The sequence below is a fragment of the Brevibacillus gelatini genome, from assembly GCF_050920745.1.
Taxonomy (GTDB): domain Bacteria; phylum Bacillota; class Bacilli; order Brevibacillales; family Brevibacillaceae; genus Brevibacillus; species Brevibacillus gelatini.
Genome location: NZ_CP154342.1, coordinates 2,928,607 through 2,945,325 on the forward strand (window position 1 = coordinate 2,928,607; position 16,719 = coordinate 2,945,325).

General features: G+C 54.7%; 13 protein-coding genes. 1 reads left to right on the plus strand and 12 read right to left on the minus strand.

The window, feature by feature from the left end; genetic code table 11:
* Nucleotides 1-33: 33 nt before the first annotated feature.
* From spoVE to AAFJ72_RS14125, 11 genes are all read right to left on the minus strand, one after another.
* Nucleotides 34-1,131 (minus strand): stage V sporulation protein E, encoded by a 1,098-nt coding sequence (gene spoVE / locus AAFJ72_RS14075; protein ID WP_432774411.1) that lies wholly within the window; start codon nucleotides 1,129-1,131, stop codon nucleotides 34-36.
* A gap of 66 nt (nucleotides 1,132-1,197) precedes the next feature.
* Nucleotides 1,198-2,562 (minus strand): UDP-N-acetylmuramoyl-L-alanine--D-glutamate ligase, encoded by a 1,365-nt coding sequence (murD, locus tag AAFJ72_RS14080; protein ID WP_432774412.1) that lies wholly within the window; start codon nucleotides 2,560-2,562, stop codon nucleotides 1,198-1,200.
* A complete protein-coding gene (mraY, locus tag AAFJ72_RS14085; protein ID WP_122906105.1) occupies nucleotides 2,559-3,530 on the minus strand; it encodes a phospho-N-acetylmuramoyl-pentapeptide-transferase in 972 nt (323 codons plus the stop codon). Before mraY ends, murD begins: the two co-directional genes overlap by 4 nt.
* 44 nt (nucleotides 3,531-3,574) lie before the next feature.
* Entirely contained in the window at nucleotides 3,575-5,053 is a 1,479-nt protein-coding gene (locus tag AAFJ72_RS14090) for a UDP-N-acetylmuramoyl-L-alanyl-D-glutamate--2,6-diaminopimelate ligase (RefSeq protein ID WP_432774413.1), read from the minus strand.
* A 143-nt stretch (nucleotides 5,054-5,196) separates the two neighbouring features.
* On the minus strand, nucleotides 5,197-7,125 hold the full coding sequence (locus tag AAFJ72_RS14095) for a stage V sporulation protein D (protein ID WP_432774414.1): 1,929 nt from the start codon (nucleotides 7,123-7,125) through the stop codon (nucleotides 5,197-5,199).
* A 65-nt stretch (nucleotides 7,126-7,190) separates the two neighbouring features.
* The gene (locus AAFJ72_RS14100) at nucleotides 7,191-9,602 is read right to left on the minus strand and encodes a penicillin-binding protein (protein WP_432774415.1); all 2,412 of its coding nucleotides are present in this window, start codon (nucleotides 9,600-9,602) and stop codon (nucleotides 7,191-7,193) included.
* A 102-nt stretch (nucleotides 9,603-9,704) separates the two neighbouring features.
* Nucleotides 9,705-10,118 carry a cell division protein FtsL gene (gene ftsL / locus AAFJ72_RS14105; protein WP_122906102.1) on the minus strand — a complete coding sequence of 138 codons (414 nt, stop codon included), beginning with the start codon at nucleotides 10,116-10,118 and terminating at the stop codon, nucleotides 9,705-9,707.
* 38 nt (nucleotides 10,119-10,156) lie between these two features.
* Nucleotides 10,157-11,101: a 16S rRNA (cytosine(1402)-N(4))-methyltransferase RsmH gene (rsmH, locus tag AAFJ72_RS14110; protein ID WP_432774416.1), complete on the minus strand. Its 945-nt coding sequence runs from the start codon at nucleotides 11,099-11,101 to the stop codon at nucleotides 10,157-10,159.
* 17 nt (nucleotides 11,102-11,118) lie between these two features.
* Nucleotides 11,119-11,550 carry a division/cell wall cluster transcriptional repressor MraZ gene (gene mraZ, locus AAFJ72_RS14115; protein WP_122906150.1) on the minus strand — a complete coding sequence of 144 codons (432 nt, stop codon included), beginning with the start codon at nucleotides 11,548-11,550 and terminating at the stop codon, nucleotides 11,119-11,121.
* Between the two features lie 151 nt (nucleotides 11,551-11,701).
* Nucleotides 11,702-12,961 (minus strand): adenosylhomocysteinase, encoded by a 1,260-nt coding sequence (locus tag AAFJ72_RS14120; protein WP_122906100.1) that lies wholly within the window; start codon nucleotides 12,959-12,961, stop codon nucleotides 11,702-11,704.
* A gap of 66 nt (nucleotides 12,962-13,027) precedes the next feature.
* Complete coding sequence (locus AAFJ72_RS14125; RefSeq protein ID WP_432774417.1) at nucleotides 13,028-13,957, minus strand: LysR family transcriptional regulator; 930 nt, start codon at nucleotides 13,955-13,957, stop codon at nucleotides 13,028-13,030.
* A 127-nt stretch (nucleotides 13,958-14,084) separates the two neighbouring features.
* Here AAFJ72_RS14125 and AAFJ72_RS14130 point away from each other — a divergent pair, with 127 nt between their 5' ends.
* Nucleotides 14,085-15,362 carry an APC family permease gene (locus tag AAFJ72_RS14130; RefSeq protein ID WP_122906098.1) on the plus strand — a complete coding sequence of 426 codons (1,278 nt, stop codon included), beginning with the start codon at nucleotides 14,085-14,087 and terminating at the stop codon, nucleotides 15,360-15,362.
* A gap of 177 nt (nucleotides 15,363-15,539) precedes the next feature.
* Here the strand turns inward: AAFJ72_RS14130 and AAFJ72_RS14135 are convergent, their stop codons facing one another.
* The gene (locus AAFJ72_RS14135; RefSeq protein ID WP_432774418.1) at nucleotides 15,540-16,595 is read right to left on the minus strand and encodes an S-layer homology domain-containing protein; all 1,056 of its coding nucleotides are present in this window, start codon (nucleotides 16,593-16,595) and stop codon (nucleotides 15,540-15,542) included.
* Nucleotides 16,596-16,719: the final 124 nt, after the last annotated feature.

The following is a 16,719-nucleotide window of genomic DNA, read 5'->3' on the forward strand; positions in this document are numbered from 1 at the left end:
ATGCAGAGAAAAAACTGGCTTCCTGCCTGAAATTTAAGATCGGGAAAAGCGGGAAATATTCAAGAGGACGCCGACACCTGTGAGCATCAGTGTCAGGGACGAACCTCCATAGCTTAAAAACGGAAGCGTAATCCCGGTAACTGGGAACATACCTGTAACGACGCCGATGTTGATGACGACCTGTATCGCGATCATGCCGATGATTCCGAGCGCGAGAAGACTTCCGAACAGATCCGGTGCGGTTATCGCGGTGCGCATCCCTCTCCACAAAAGCAGCAGGAACAACAGCAGGATCAGCGTGCCGCCGATAAATCCAAGTTCCTCCGCTACGATGGAAAAAATGAAGTCGTTGTACGGCTCTGGCAAGTATAAATGCTTTTGCCTGCTTTGTCCCAATCCAAGGCCGAGCAGGCCGCCAGGGCCAATCGCATACAGCGACTGAATGATCTGGTACCCGGTATTGAGCGGATCAGACCACGGATCGAGAAACGACGTAATCCGTTTGATACGGTAAGGCGCCGACAGCACCAGCCCGATAAAACCGGCAATGCCAAGCATTCCCAGTCCGACGAAGTGGCTGATTCGCGCTCCCGAGGCAAAAATCATGACAATGGCCGTGCCCACGAGTACAGTGCCTGTTCCCAGGTCAGGCTGGAGCATGATGAGCCCGAAGCAGACCAACGGAATCGCCAGTGCGGGCATCAGCCCTTTGCGGAACAGGACGATCTGCTTCTGGTTGTCCGATAGCCAGCGCGCCAAAAACGCAACGACGCCGAGCTTGGCAAATTCGCCGGGCTGAATCCCGAAAGCCCCGAAGCCAAGCCAGCTTTTGGAGCCGTTCACTTCGATCCCGATGACGAGTACCAGGATCAACAGGCAAATGCTCACGTAATAGCCCGGCTTGGCCCATTGCTTCCACACCCAGTAGTCGATGTTCATCGTGATGTACATCGAGGTAATGCCGAGCAAAGCAAAAATGAGCTGCCGCTTGGCAAAAAAGTACGGGTCGGAAAAAGGCGGCTTCTGGGCGACAATCGCACTGGCGCTGTACACCATCACGATGCCAATTCCCAATAAAAAAAGTGTTGCAAAAATAATTACGAAGTCGGGGGCAGAGCGTACCTTGCTCATCGTGCCAGGTCATCCTTTCTCATGCCGTCCCGTATCAAGCTGTATTCATGCGGGTCAAAAGGGACGTTATGCTAGGCTTGTTTTAAGTCTATGCACGCCGTCCTTAAACATGCTCCCCCTGACCTCAAAGGAAGGGAACATATCCCAGCTCGCACACGCCGGGCTGAGCAATACCACGTCTCCTGCCTGCGCCAGGCGGGAAGCGGCAAGAACGGCTTCTTCCACAGTATCGACATGGATTCGCTCGTTAATCCCTGCTTCCTCCGCACGCGCAAGCAAAATCGGCGCGGTCTGCCCGAGCGCGATGACCGCTTTGACCCGCCCTTTCATGACTGGCAAAAGCTCGCGAAAATCGACGCCCCGGTCAAGGCCGCCGCAAATCCAGACCACAGGCTCCTGGCACGCCTGCAGGGCGCGGGAAGCCGCTTCCGGATTGGTCGCCTTGGAGTCGTTGTAATATTTCACCCCGGCAATGGTATCAACGTATTCCATGCGATGCTCCACGCCGGGAAAAGTAGACAGCACCTGTACCATCGAACCGACATCGGCCCCGGAAAGCTTCGCGACGAGAATCGCTGCCAGAGCGTTGTCCAAATGGGGAACCGTCATATCCGCCACAGAGATGATCGTCTCCGGCTGGCCCTGTCCATCTGTGAACTTGATGACGCCATCCTGAACAAAAGCCCCTCTCGGAACCTGCTGCGTCTCGCTGAAATAGTACACCTGGGCAGGCAGATCGCCGCACTTGGCGAGAACCTCCGGCTGGTCAAACGGCAGGATCGCCATATCGTCTGCGGTTTGATTGGCGAACATTTTCAGCTTCGCGTCCAGATACGCCTCCATCGTATGGTGGTAGTCGAGATGAGCAGGATACAGATTGAGCAAAACACCGATGTGCGGTCGAAACTCCTTCGTCCCCATGAGCTGGAAGCTGCTCAACTCGGCTACGAGCAACTGGTCCGGGCCCGCCTCTTCCGCCAGGCCGCACAAAACCGTGCCGATATTGCCGCCGACAAGCACATCCAGACCCGCTTCCTTGAGAATTTGTCCGACGAGCGTTGTCGTGGTTGTCTTTCCGTTGGAGCCGGTTATGCCGATGATCGGTGCCTTGGCAATCTGGGCGGCTAGCTCCACCTCCGTCACGACGGGAATCCCCAGTTGAAGCGCTTGCTGCACTGGCGGCGCTTCATACGGAATCCCCGGATTTTTGACGACGAGCGACACACCCGGATGAAGCAGCTCTTCCGGATGGTGGCCGCAAATGACGGTGATTCCGAGCGCCTCCAGCTCCTCGATCCCTGTTGCTTCTTCGCGCGGCTTCTTATCGTTGACCACGACATGAGCGCCAAAGCGGTGCAGCAGTTTTGCCACTGCTACACCGCTTTTGGCCATTCCTAAAACGACTACATGCTGATTTTGATAACGCATCATCTGATTGTCACCACCTCAAGGTATACACCCAATCCGGCAAAAACCATGCCGACCAGCCAGAAGGTGACGACGACACGCCACTCGGACCAGCCTGTCAATTCAAAATGATGATGGAGCGGACTCATGCGGAAAATCCGTTTTCCGCGCGTTTTGAAGGAGATGACCTGCAAAATGACAGACAGTGTCTCCACGACGAACACACCGCCAATAATCGCCAGCAGAAGCTCTGTCTTCGTCATGATGGCAATTCCGGCGAGCGCCCCGCCCAGGCCGAGCGAGCCGGTATCCCCCATGAACACGCGCGCCGGATGGGCGTTAAAGACGAGGAAGCCAAGGACAGCCCCGACAACGGCTGCACTGAAAATCGCCGTGTCGTAGTCCTGTCCGAACCAGGCGATAATCGCATACGCGCCAAAAGCGATGGCTCCGGTTCCTGCCAAAAGTCCGTCCAGGCCGTCCGTAATGTTCACGGCGTTGGTCGTGCCGACGAGCAAAAACAGCAGGAACGGGAAGTAAAAATAGCCGAGTTCCAGCTTCCACGGCGTTCCTGGCAAATGCAGCGACGTATCGTGCCCCATCATCAGCAGCAAAATATATGCGCCGATTGCCAGCACAATCTGACCGGCAAACTTCTCTTTTGCGGTCAAACCAAGGTTGCGTTTTTTTCTGATTTTGATAAAGTCATCCAAAAACCCGATCAGACCGTAGCCGAGTGTCACCAATAACAGGAAGTAAATCTCCATGTTGGCATTGGCAAACTTCAACACGGTAAAGATAAGTGCCAAAAGAATGATGGTCCCCCCCATGGTAGGAGTCCCAGCCTTCTTGTAGTGCGATTGTGGTCCTTCCTCGCGAATGGCCTGCCCGAATTTCAGGCGGCGAAGGAAGGGAATAAACAGTGGGCCAATCAATACAGCAATGAGAAACGCGGCGACGATCGTGACGATTAGGACGTTGTCAGCGAACATGCCCGAGCCTCCTTTCTTTCGATGCCAATGTGTCGCATCTGTCTCTATTCTTGGTTGTACCGGGCAATCGCTTCCCGTGCTACTTCACGGTCATCGAAAGGCAGTACCTGGTTTTTGATGATTTGATAAGTCTCATGGCCTTTTCCGGCAATCAAAATGACATCGTCAGCCTTTGCCAGCGAGATGGCATGATGAATCGCTTCGCGGCGGTCTGTCACCGCTGTGTAACGACTGGCGTCCACATCGCGTACCCCTGCGAGCATGTCTTCGATAATCGCCTGCGGCTCCTCGGAGCGAGGATTATCGGATGTCAGGACGGTCATATCCGCATATTTCGTTGCGATCTTCGCCATAATCGGGCGCTTCGTACGATCGCGGTCTCCGCCGCAGCCGACGATGCAGTATACGTTGCCTTTGGCAAACTCTTTTACGGTGAGCAAAGCGTTTTCCAGGCTGTCCGGCGTATGGGAGTAGTCAACCAGGACCGCGAACGGCTGTCCGGCATCGACCGACTCGAATCGCCCGTTTACGCCAGCGACTGCTTCCAGACTGGCCTTGATGTCTTCGAGGCTGACGCCTTCCGCAAGTGTCACCGCAATGGCGGCCAATGCGTTGTACACATTGAATTTGCCCATCAGCTTCAAGTTCAGGCGGATGGTGCCCGCATAGGTTTCTGCGGTAAACGAGGTTCCCTTGCTTGTAATCTCGATGTCTTTGGCGCGCACGTCTGCCGAATGGTCGATTCCGTATGTGATGACGCGCGCAGGCGTCACCGTCGCATACAGCTTCGACGCTTCGTCGTCTGCGTTCAGCACAGCCGTCTTCAGGCGATTCGGATCATACTGGTTGCCCAGTTGGGAAAACAGCAGGGACTTGGCGTAGCGATAGTTTTCCATCGTTTTATGGTAGTCGAGATGGTCCTGCGTCAAATTCGTGAAAACGGCGGTATGTATGTCGCAGCCACGCACACGTCCTTGTTCCAGCGCGTGAGAGGACACCTCGATGATCGCGTAGTCTGTGTTTACGTCGCACATGCGGCGGAAACTTCTTTGCAGATCCACGGCATCGGGCGTCGTGTTTTTCACTTCTTCTGTGACGTCCCCGATCCGCATGTGAATCGTGCCGATCAAGCCTGTTTGCTTGCGCTGGTCGCGCAGGATCTTGTCGATGAGATGAGTGGTAGTTGTCTTCCCGTTCGTACCTGTAACCCCAATCACCTTTAATTCTCTTGTGGGAGATCCGAAAATGCGATCAGCCAGCATAGCCATTGCCCGCCGGGTGTCCGGTACTCTGACAACAGTCGCTGGCACGTCCAGATCTTGTTCGGATAGCACGGCGACGGCGCCATTTTTCACCGCCTGGGCCGCGAACGTATGGCCGTCCACGGTAAACCCCGTCAGACACACAAACAAGTAGCCGGGCTTCACCTGGCGCGAGTCTGCTGTCAAACCCGTAATCTCCATACTGTCATCCCCTGAAACCTTCACTGGCAACAAAGGCATGAGCAGATCCCGTAGAAACATGAAACAGGCACCCCATTCTCCAACTAGTATAGACAGAAATTTGCCCTTTTTTACGAAAGGAATCCAATCCATTTCTGATGAACAAAGGCAGAGCGACTGTAGACAAGCCTACTTCCCTCCGCCTTCGAAATCTCATTTTATAGCTAATTGTTTAATTTGTCACCAAGATGTATGCGAATTTTTCCGCCCGCTTCTATTTTCACACCCGGCGCAGGCGACTGCTGAATGACGTAGGCCCCTTTTCCCGAAACGACCAGCGGAAGCGTGTCATACGTCTGCACGACGTCCTTCATCGTCTGTCCGACCATGTTCGGAACCTCGATCGGCTCGCGCTCGCCCAATGCCTTGTTGATCTCCTTGGCGATGCCGTCGCTGCGCTTGGGCACATTCATATATTGCAGGGAAGATTCGATAATGTTTTTGACGCTCGGCGCTGCAATCAGTCCGCCAAAAGCCAGCGCCTTCGGATTATCGACCGCAAAGTAGACGATGATTTGCGGATCATCCGCAGGAGCGAAGCCGATAAAGGAAACGATGTACTCCCCGTCGACGTAGCGGCCGTTTCTGACCTTTTGCGCGGTTCCGGTTTTTCCGCCGACCCGATAGCCTTCAATATAGGCCTTATTTCCTGTTCCTCGCGCCACGACGCTCTCCAGCGCATACCGCACCTTGGCAGAGGTTTCTGCCGAGATCACCTGACGCACCTCTGTCGGGAGCGTCCGCGCAACAATATCGTGGGTGACGCTGTCCCGCCATTCCTTGGCGACAAACGGCTTCATCAGCTTTCCGCCGTTGATTGCTGCCGAGACAGCGACCATTTGCTGGATGGGGGTGACGGATACCCCTTGACCAAACGAAGTCGTCCCAAGCTCAACAGGTCCGACGCGATTGAGGTTGAACAACAGTCCGTTTTCTTCCCCGATCAGGTCAATGCCAGTTTTTTGTCCGAAACCAAATTTTTTGATGTATTCAAACAGCCGTTCTTTTTGCAGGCGCTGCCCCATCGTTACAAAGCCGGGGTTGCACGAGTTTTCCACGACTTGCAGCATCGTCTCCTGTCCGTGCCCTTGCCGCTTCCAGCAGCGCAGCCGCTTGCCTGCCACGTTAATGTAGCCGGGATCGAAAAAGCTTTCCTCCAACGAGACGACACCTTCATTCAAGGCCGCAGCCAGCGTGACGATTTTGAAGGTCGAACCAGGCTCATACGTTTTCCAGATCGGCAAGTTGCGGTTGTACACTTCTGCCGGGTAGTTCTGGTATTCATCCGGCTGGAAGGTCGGACGGCTGCCCATGCCCAAAATTTCTCCGGTCTTCGGATTCATCGCAATCGCCAGAACATCATCCGGCTGATAGGCGACGACGGCCTGATCCAGCTCCCGTTCAATAAACGACTGGATGGCGCTGTCGATCGTCAAATACATGTCCATCCCGCTCACCGGGGGGACGTAATCTTCCGAGCCGCCCGGCATGACGCGCCCTTTTGCATCGGAAGGAAAAGAAATATGTCCCTCTGTTCCCTTGAGAAACGGATCATAAATTTTTTCCAAGCCCGTCAATCCCTGGTTGTCGATCCCGGTAAAGCCGAGAATATGCGCAGCCATGCTCCCGTTCGGATAAAAGCGCTTCGTATCTCCGGCCAGGTAAATCCCCGGCAGGTTCAGCTCCTGAATTTTCCGCGCCTTTTCGAGCGGCAGCTTTCTTCCGCCCGGAATCTTGTCGTTGCTCATCTGCTTTTTGGTGATCGCCTTGTAAACATCTTCTTCCTTTTGCTCCAAAATGATCGCGAGCTGTCGGGCCGTCTCTTTCGGGTCCTTGATCTGCGCGGGGACTGCCACGATTGTGGGCACGGTCATGTTGGACACCAGCTCGTTGCCGTTCCGATCCAGAATCCGGCCGCGATTCGGCTTGAAGTCGATTTGCCGATTCAACAGTTGGTCAGCCATCTGCGCAAGCTTCGGACCTTCGATCAACTGCACATACCCGAGCCGGGTAATGAGTGCCGTATACAGGACAATGCCGACGACCAGTGATATGAAAATGCGGCGGCGTACAGTAGCATTGGATACCCGCAAAGCGAGTCCCCCCTCGAAAAAGGTTGTCTCTTCCTTACCTTATTCGTCGGGGGGACGGGATAGAACTATGGGGTTGTGCTTGTTTGATTCGCTTCCGTGCCATCCTGCTCGCCTACCGATTGTCCTGCAGGCTGTTCATTCGGATTCGTTTGCCCCCCTGTTCCGGCGGGAGCAGTGCTGTCTGCTGGCGGAGCAGTCCCGGACGGCGCTGTTCCTTCCTGAGTAGGAGTTGCCGCTGTTGCCGGCTTCGATTCGGACTGCAGCGTGATCTGCAGCTTCTCCTTGCCGTTCAATGCTGTGCCTGGCGCTATGCTCTGCTGTACGACAAAGCCCGCACCCGTAGCCTTCACATCCATGGCGAGCAGCGAAGCAAATTCCATGACTTCTCTCAGCGACTTTCCTTTGAAATCTGGCATCTTGGCGCCCGTCAGACGGTCCGATACCAAAATGATTTGCTTCCCAGGGACGACCTGATCGTAGGCAGCCGGGTACTGCTCCACGATCTTGGTCCCGGTTCCGATTACCGTCACGGTCAAATTGTCCTGCTTGGCGCGCAGTTGCGCCGCTGTCGTGGACATGCCCACGAACTTCGGCAACGTCTGGCTCACGGCTGCCGGAACTGCCGCCGCCTGCTGCTGCGCCGCCTTTTTCGTTTTGTCTTTGCTGCTGTCGCTGCTGGTACGTGGCAAATCAGGCTGCTGCTGCAAGTATTGCAGGCTGCGCTCCATGATCGACTTGAACGTCGGCGCGATCATCATTTTGCCCCAGTACGCGTACCATGCATCTGTCGCAGGATCGTCGATCACGACGTAAACAAGCAGGCGCGGATTGTCTTTTGGCGCAAATCCGATAAACGAAGCGATATAGTGCCCGTCCATGATTTTGCCCGTGTTCGGGTCGTATTTTTGCGCGGTACCGGTTTTCCCGGCGACGTGGTAGCCGTCGATGGCGTACTGCTTCCCTGTCCCGTGCTCGCCTGTCACGACTGTTTCCAAAATGTCCCGGGTTTTCTTCGCGGTCGCCTCCGAGACGACGCGTCTGACGACTTCGCGCTCGCTGCGCTTCACGACCGCTCCTGTATGCTGGTCACGCAGTTCCTTGACGATATGCGGCTTCAACAACTCGCCGCCGTTGGCGATGGCCCCTACTGCCATCACCTGCTGGATCGCCGTCACCGTCACCCCTTGTCCGAAGGTCGTCGCTGCCCAGTCGCGGGGAGACTGCGGTTTTTCCAGGTTAATCAGGTTTCCTTCTTTTTCGTAGGGCAGCTCGATTCCGGTCAGCGAGCCCATCCCGAACTTTTTGATGTACGCTCTGAGCTTCTCCAGCTTCAGGCGCTCGTAGCCGAGTTTGGCAAACATCACGTTACTGGAGCGCTGAACCCCTTCCAAAAACGAGATTCTGCCCCAGCCTACCCCGTTGTTATGGTCGCGGATTGGAACCTGTCCCTTGATCGTGTACTTCCCGGAATCATACATTTCATTCTGGTTGAACAGCCCTTCCTCAATTGCGGCCGCCAGTGTAATGATCTTGAACGTGGAGCCAGGCTCGAACATGGACGTGATCGCGTGGTTCGTATAGTTCGAAATCCCGTTATAGTATGTATTGGGATTAAATTGCGAACGATTGCCCATCGCCAAAATCTCGCCCGTCTGCGGGTCGGATACGATGACCGTCATCCCTTTTGGCTTGTACTGCCGATCCACCACATCCAGCGCCTCTTCGACGTAATCCTGGATTTGCCTGTCGATGGTCAAATAGACGTCGTAGCCGTCTTTTGCCGGGATGTATTCTCCTTCTCCATCCGGCAGCTGATAACCGGCCCCGTCTCTTTTATACTGCATCTGGCCCTTTTCTCCGGCCAGTTCCTTGTCGAGATGCAGTTCGATCCCCATCTTCGGCGCATCGTACAGATCGAGATATCCGATCACATGCGAGGCAAAGCTGTTGTTCGGATAGACGCGCCTTGTCGTCTCATCCAGAAAAATCCCCGGAAGCTGATTTTCTTCCACCTGCTTACCGTTTGGCAGCTTCGGATATTGCGCTTCCAAAATCCGCTTTTTCTGCTCTTCGCTGATTTTCCTTCCGTAGCGGCCCAACTCTACCACCTTGTTCGGCTTGGTCAGCATCTTCACCAGTTCAGGAACCGGAGCGTTGAGAATGGGCGCCAGCACGTTTGCCGTGTAGTAAGGGTCCTTGACGACGTCCTTATCTTTTTCATCCCGCCCCTTCAGCCTGGCGTTCACGGTGTATGCCTTGCCCTGGAAGGCGAGAATTTCGCCGTTTCGGTCTTTGATGGCACCGCGTGCCGGCTGCAGAGTCCGATTCCGGTCCCATTGCTCCTGCGCCTGTCCCATGATTCGGGCTGCATCTACCGTTTGAATCCAGTAGATCCGAATGCCCAAGCCTGAAAAAATCAAGATCAGGCATAAAGCACAAACGAGGATGCGCCAATTCACGAATCGTTTCCCTTCCATTTCCACTCACTCCATCACGTCTATGATCGCCGCCTGAATCGGCCCGGACAGTCAAGCGTAAGAAAAAATGTTACCGCACAATTGACGCAGTAACATTTGATTTTAAGGCTGCTTTGGCTGTTGTTGTTGAATCGAACTTGCTTTTACTTTCCCCTGACCGACTGTATGTACGGCATCCGCATTGTACACCATGCCTTGTCGCTCTGCTTCTTTCTGGATGCGGTCACGGTTGCTGAGCTGCTCGATTTGCAGTTTCAGCGTAGCGTTTTTCTCGGCAAGCAGCCGGTTTTCTTTTTTCGTGCTCTGGATTTCGTAATTCATCTGGGAGATTTGCGAGTACCTGACTCCGACCATCCCCAGGCCGATCACTGTCAACGAGATAAACAAGAGATAGAGCAATTTTTCGCCTGTCGGAATGGTTGGTTTGATTCGGATCGTTCGTTTTGTTGTCTTGGTGACGGAGCGGGACTGCTTTTCCAGCTCCATTGCCAGATTGCCTTGGTAGTAGTAACTCAACGCTTTCTCCCCCCTCTTTCCTCGTCGCTATTCTCCCGCTACAACTTCTCGGCTACCCGCAGCTTCGCAGAACGCGCGCGCGGATTGGCCGCAAGCTCTTCTTCTGACGGCAAAATCGGCTTGCGCGTGATGACTTTGACAATCGCTTCGTTTCCGCATGTACAAATCGGAAACGACGGCGGGCATGTGCAGCCCTTGGAATAATCCTGATATACCTGCTTGCAAATCCGGTCTTCCAGCGAATGGAACGTGATGACGCTCACGCGGCCACCCGGATTCAAAATATCAATGGCATCGGTGACAGCCTCTTTGAACGCATCCAGCTCATCGTTGACGGCAATGCGAATCGCCTGAAACGTCCGCTTCGCAGGGTGTCCCCCTGTGCGGCGCGCCGCTGCCGGAATTCCTTCCTTAATCAGCTCGACCAGCTCGCCTGTTGTCCGAATCGGCTGCTTTTTGCGTTGCTGCACGATTTGCCGGGCAATTCGCCGGGAAAATTTCTCTTCTCCGTACAGCCAGATGATCCTGGCAAGCTCCTCTTCGTCCCATTCGTTGACGATGTCGTAGGCCGAAAGCGTCGCTTGCTGGTCCATTCTCATATCGAGCGGAGCGTCCGCATTGTAGCTGAACCCGCGCTCTCCTTCGTCAAGCTGCGGGGATGAAACTCCCAAATCAAACAAAACTCCATCTACACCAGTAAGCCCCAAATCTTTGACAATCTCTTTCAGATGGCGAAAATTGCTTTTGACCAGTGTTACCTTGTCCATGTAGGGAGCCAGTCTTTCCCTGGCATTGTCGTGCGCCCAGTCATCCTGATCGACGGCAATCAGGCGGCCGCCCTCGGTCAGACGGGACGCGATCAGACTGCTATGTCCCGCTCCGCCGAGCGTGCAGTCCACATAAATGCCTCCAGGCCGAATGTTCAGGCCATCTACAGCCTCGTCCCTCAGTACGGTTACATGATGAAACGACAATGTCGTCACTCCTGTTCTTCTCGCTGCTACAAATTAAAATCAACCAGTTTTTCAGCAATTTCTCCAAAAGAGCCTTCCGACTGGGCGAAATAATCTTCCCAACGTTCTTTGCTCCACACCTCTACGCGGTTGGATACGCCAATGATGACACATTCCTTTTGGATACCGGCATGTTCGCGCAGGTTGGGCGGTATGTTTACCCTTCCCTGCTTGTCCCATTCGCATTCGGTCGCGCCGGAAAAGAAAAAACGTGTAAACGCGCGTGCATCCGCTTTTGTAAAGGGCAGAGTCTTCAGTTTTTCCTCCAGCTGCTTCCACTCTTCCATCGGATAAGCGAACAAGCATTGGTCAAGTCCGCGGGTAATGACGAAGGAAGCTCCCAGACCTTCTCGGAATTTGGCAGGGATCGTCAGGCGGCCTTTTTCATCGATGCTGTGCTGATATTCACCCATGAACACGCCCTGGTCCCCCACTTTCCTGTCCTTTGGCTCCACTTTCCCCCACTTTTCCCCACTTGTCGCCTACTTGCTATTATAAAAAAAAATCCTGCATTTGTAAGCAGGATTTTTTCGTTGATTTTTTTGCCGGGAAAGGACGGTTTTCGCGAACCTATTCGACCCAGCTATCGAGATATGCTTTTTGCTCGTCGCTCAATTTGTCGATGCCGATGTTCAATGCTTCCAGTTTGTACTGGGCAACCATTGCGTCGAGCTCGTATGGTACGTTCAGCACTTTTTTGCCGATGTTTTTGTACTGCTCGTTGACGTACGCCAGAGAAACAGCTTGCAGGGCGAAGGTCATGTCCATGATTTCAGCCGGGTGGCCGTCGCCTGCTGCCAAGTTTACGAGGCGGCCTTCTGCCAGAAGGTACAGTTTTCGACCATCTGCCATGACAAATTCTTCAATATCTTTGCGCACAACCCGCTTGGATGTCGACAGGGCCTCAAGCTCCACTTTGTTTACTTCGACATCAAAGTGGCCAGCGTTGGACAGGATCGCGCCATCCTTCATCACTTCAAAATGCTCTTTGCGGATCACGTCGCGGTTTCCGGTCACAGTCACGAAGTAGTCGCCGTGCTTCGCCGCTTCGCTCATCGGCATAACTTCGAAGCCGTCCATGTACGCTTCTACCGCTTTGATCGCGTCGATCTCGGTTACGATGACTTTCGCGCCAAGTCCTTTCGCGCGCATGGCCACACCTTTTCCGCACCAGCCATAGCCAGCTACCACGACAGTTTTGCCTGCCACGACCAGGTTGGTTGTGCGGTTGATGCCATCCCAGACAGATTGGCCGGTACCGTAACGGTTGTCAAACAAATATTTGCAGAAAGCGTCGTTCACCGCTACCATCGGGAACTCCAGCTTGCCTTCTTTTTCCAGCGCTTTCAGGCGGAGAATACCGGTTGTGGTTTCTTCCGCGCCGCCGCGCACTTGCGACAAGAGATCGCGGCGCTCGCTGTGCAGAATGGTCACCAGGTCGCCACCGTCGTCGATAATCAGGTCAGGGCGCGTTTCCAGCGTTTTAATCAGATGCTCCTTGTACTCGGCTGGATCTGGATTGTATTTGGCAAAAACGCGGATGCCGTCTTCCACCAGTGCCGCGCAAATATCGTCCTGGGTGGAGAGCGGGTTGGAGCCCGTGATCGTTACTTCTGCGCCACCTGCTTGCACAACTTTTGCCAAATAAGCGGTTTTTGCTTCCAGGTGCAAGGAGATGGCCACTTTCAGGCCTGCAAACGGCTTCTCTTTTTCAAAGCGCTCGCGAATGCGGTTGAGAACCGGCATGTGTTCTTTTACCCAGTCAATTTTCAAATGGCCGCTGTGGGCAAGCGACATGTCTCTTACAATGCTTTCAGAAACGGTGTTCATGTATGTTAGACCTCCTTTTCTCTCATAACACAACCCTGTCTATCATATCATACGCAAGTACAACCATCATCTGTTTTTCCTGTTCTCGCCAATTGGACAGCACATTTCCTCTTGTCCGGCATTGGTCGTCAACAGCTCAAGAAAACGGAGCAGCGCCTGTGGCATCCATTTTTTCTTGTGATAGACCAGTTGGCGGTAGACGCGTACTTCCGGATGGGAAAAAGGCAGGATGGCGAGCGTGCCGTTTTTCGCTTCTTCGGCAACAGCGATGTAAGGAACAAGCGCAATCCCTAAATCATATGCCACACACTGCTTGATCGCTTCCAGACTGCCGAACTCGGACGACGATTCAATCGTCGTTCCGGCGTCGCGCAGCACGGACTCCATGATCGAGCGGTAGCTGCATCCTGCTTCCGTAAAAATCCAGTTTGTCCCGGCAAAATCGCGCGCTTCGATTTTTTTCAACCGGCTGAGCGGATGGTTGGGAGCGGCGATCACCACCAGCTTTTCTTCCCCCAGGTTGATGTTCACCAGTTCAGGATGATCCTGCATCCAATCGAGCACAAAGGCGAAGTCGTAGTGCCCCTCCTTGACGCCTTGGCGCAGCTCGTGACATATTCCCGGCTTTAACAAAATCCGGATACGCGGGTGCTCCTTGCGAAATTTTTGCAAAAAAGGCGGGAGGAAAAAGGCCGCGAGCGACTCGACCGTACCGATGCGCAGAGTACCCGCAAGCTGTGCCTGCTCGGACAGGTTGGCTCTTGCTTCGTCCAGAACGGCCAGCAGTTGTTCGCTGTAGGCGAGGAGCGCTTCTCCGGCGTGAGTCAGCCTGATCTTTCGCCCCCAGCGCTCAAACAGCGTGACCCCGAAATCCGCCTCCAGGTTTTGAATCTGTGTCGTCACGCTGGATTGCGCGTAGCCCAGCACCTCTGCGGCGCGGGTAAAGCTCTGGCATTTGGCTACCTCGCGAAAGGTCAGCAGGTACCGTGTATCCAAAAAGTCTCCCTCCCTATCTATCGAAAAAACCGATTTTCATTATCTAATATTATAGATAACTCCGATGATTATGTCTATGCTACACTACTTCTGCAAACAACCGAAAAACAAAGAGAGGGAACTTTTCATGGAAAAAGCAACTGTGCAAACAGCCGGTCTTGCCAAAACGCTGCGGTTGCCGCAAATCGTCGCCCTGTACATCGGGGCTGTCATCGGGTCCGGCGTGCTGCTTCTCCCCGGATTGGCGGCAGAAAAGGCCGGACCTGCCTCCATCCTCGCCTGGCTGGTCATGTCGATTCTCGTCTTGCCGATGGCGCTTACGATGGGGCTGCTCTCCGCACGATACCCCAGCGCAGGCGGCGTCTCCACCTTCGTCCGCACCGCGTACGGCGACCGCGCAGGAAACATCGTGGGCTGGTTTTTTCTCTTGTCGGTGCCAATCGGTGCGCCGATCCTCAGCGTCACCGGGGCCAATTACCTCGCCGTCCTGCTCGACTGGGGCGACACGCAAATATACGCAGCAGCGGCCCTCCTGCTGACCGCCGTGGTCATCATGAACGTGCTCGGGATGCATGTAGCCGCGCGCGTGCAAACAATTGTGGTCACGCTCATCCTTTCCATTTTGATTCTGGCTGTTGTCGCAGCATTGCCCCACGCCTCCGTCACCCACTTCACGCCGTTTGTCCCGAACGGCTGGCTCAGCGTCGTCCAGGCGGCAGGGCTGTTATTCTGGTGTTTTATCGGCTGGGAAGCGGTCACGCACTTGTCGGAGGAATTCGTCGATCCGGCGAAAAACGCCGTTCGCGGTGTGTTGTGGAGCGCTGGAATCGTCGCCTTCCTGTACTTTTCCGTCGCTTTCATGACGGTCGCGACTCACAGCTATGGCGCAGGCATCTCGGCGGCAGCGCTCTCCGTTATGGTCCAGCTTTCGCTCGGGCCAGTCGGCGGCTGGATCGTAGCCGTGACGGCTCTGTTTATCTGTATCGCCACCGCAAACGCCTACGTCGGAGCGGCGTCACGGATCGCCTATTCGCTGGCGCAGGAAAAGATCGCGCCCCGCTGGTTCGGGCTGCTGCACGCCAAATACCGGACGCCGATTGGCGGGCTCCTGTTCCTCTCGCTCTGCTTTGTCGCGGTGCTGACGGTTTTGTATGCGGGACTGATTGACCTGGCTCAACTGATTGAGCTGCCGAACGCAACCTTTTTTGCCACCTACATCGGCGGTTGTCTCGCCGGAATCCGCCTGCTGCGCCAGCATCCCCTCGGTCGACTGGCTTCCTGGACGTCGCTTCTCTTCACCGTCGGGCTCTATCCATTCCTGGGCTGGTCCGCGTTGTATCCGCTCGTGGTTGCCGTCCTTTTGCTGCTCTGGCAAAATCGCATGAAAAATAGGATGAATGCGTAACTTGCCAAGACAGGTCGTTTCTGCTTTTCAGGAAACGCGCCTGTCTTTTTTTCATTGGCAAGCCCTTTCGCCCTTGCCATCACCAGCGAAGCGCGGAACCGGGCGCGATCAAACCGTGCCACCTCAGTGAAAAAAGCCGGATGCAACCACCCGGCTTTTTTCATTGCCTCCTGCCTTCTATTCGTCTTTGCCAATCAGCCGGAACGTCTTGCCGTCTGTAGACGAGAGGTAAAAAGTCTTGTCGACGCTGCCACCCGGCTCGCCCGCGTAGTATTGGACGGTCAGCCTGTACTTGCTCGTCCCGATTTTGGCGAAGTACAAAAGCTCATTGAACTGTGGAAAACGCACGTAATCGTAAATCTCGTATTTCATAAACGAAAAGTGCTCGCGCAAAAAGGCCTCGCTGACATTCAGCTTGTTTTGCTGCACATACGCGACGAGATCGTCGTAACGTCTGATCTTTTTCTGATCCATCACATCGCGCACAAACAGCGCTACCGCATCCGTCATTCCTTTTTTCTCGCTCTCGGTCACTTCGCCCGGAAACAGCTCTTCCATCTTGCTGTCCAGGCGCGTCAGCATCACGACTGCCTGCGCTCTGCTGATCGTTTCCTGCGGGCGGAACGTGCCGTCCGGATAGCCGGAGAGCAGCCCGATTTTGTACGCCGGATAGACGGTCATGACCTCCTGTTCGTTTTGGGGCGACAGATCGGAAAAGAAGCGTGCCGTCGTTCCCCGGTATTTTTCCCCCTCCGACTGATGGCCGAGCGCTGCCAGCAAGAGGCGGGCTGCCTCCAGCCGCGTCATCCCATCCGTCGGCTTGCCTGTCGTCATGATGCCTGCTACCGCCAAGCGGCGATACGTTTGCTCGGACCAGCGGCCCAAAGCTTTCGCTACATACTTCTCTTTGACAAAAGCGTCCGGCTCATGTCCCTGGTAGGACGGCAGCACGCGCTCGATCAACGAAAGAAACTGCTCCTGTGTCACTGTTTGCTCCGGTTGAAAGGTTCCGTCCGGGAAGCCTTGAATCAACCCGCTTTTTGCTGCCTGCTCAATCTCCTTGGCCGCCCAATGACCTTTTGTGTCGAGGAAGGAGCCGGTAGAGACGACTGCCACTTCCCCCCTGGCCTGGGCCTGATTCCATTCGCCAAGTGCTGTCCCTGCCCAAACCATCGACAGGACAAGCGTCCATACAGTGGCTTTTTTCCCGAATAGTCGCGACTTGTTCTGCATCCCGAGTACCACCTTTCTCGCAGGAATTCCGTTATAGGTAGTACGCAAAATTTGTCGGAAAAGTTTCGGCATTCCGGGCAGAAAATGTTTCCATTTTCCAAACATGCGCAAAAAAGCCGGCTGT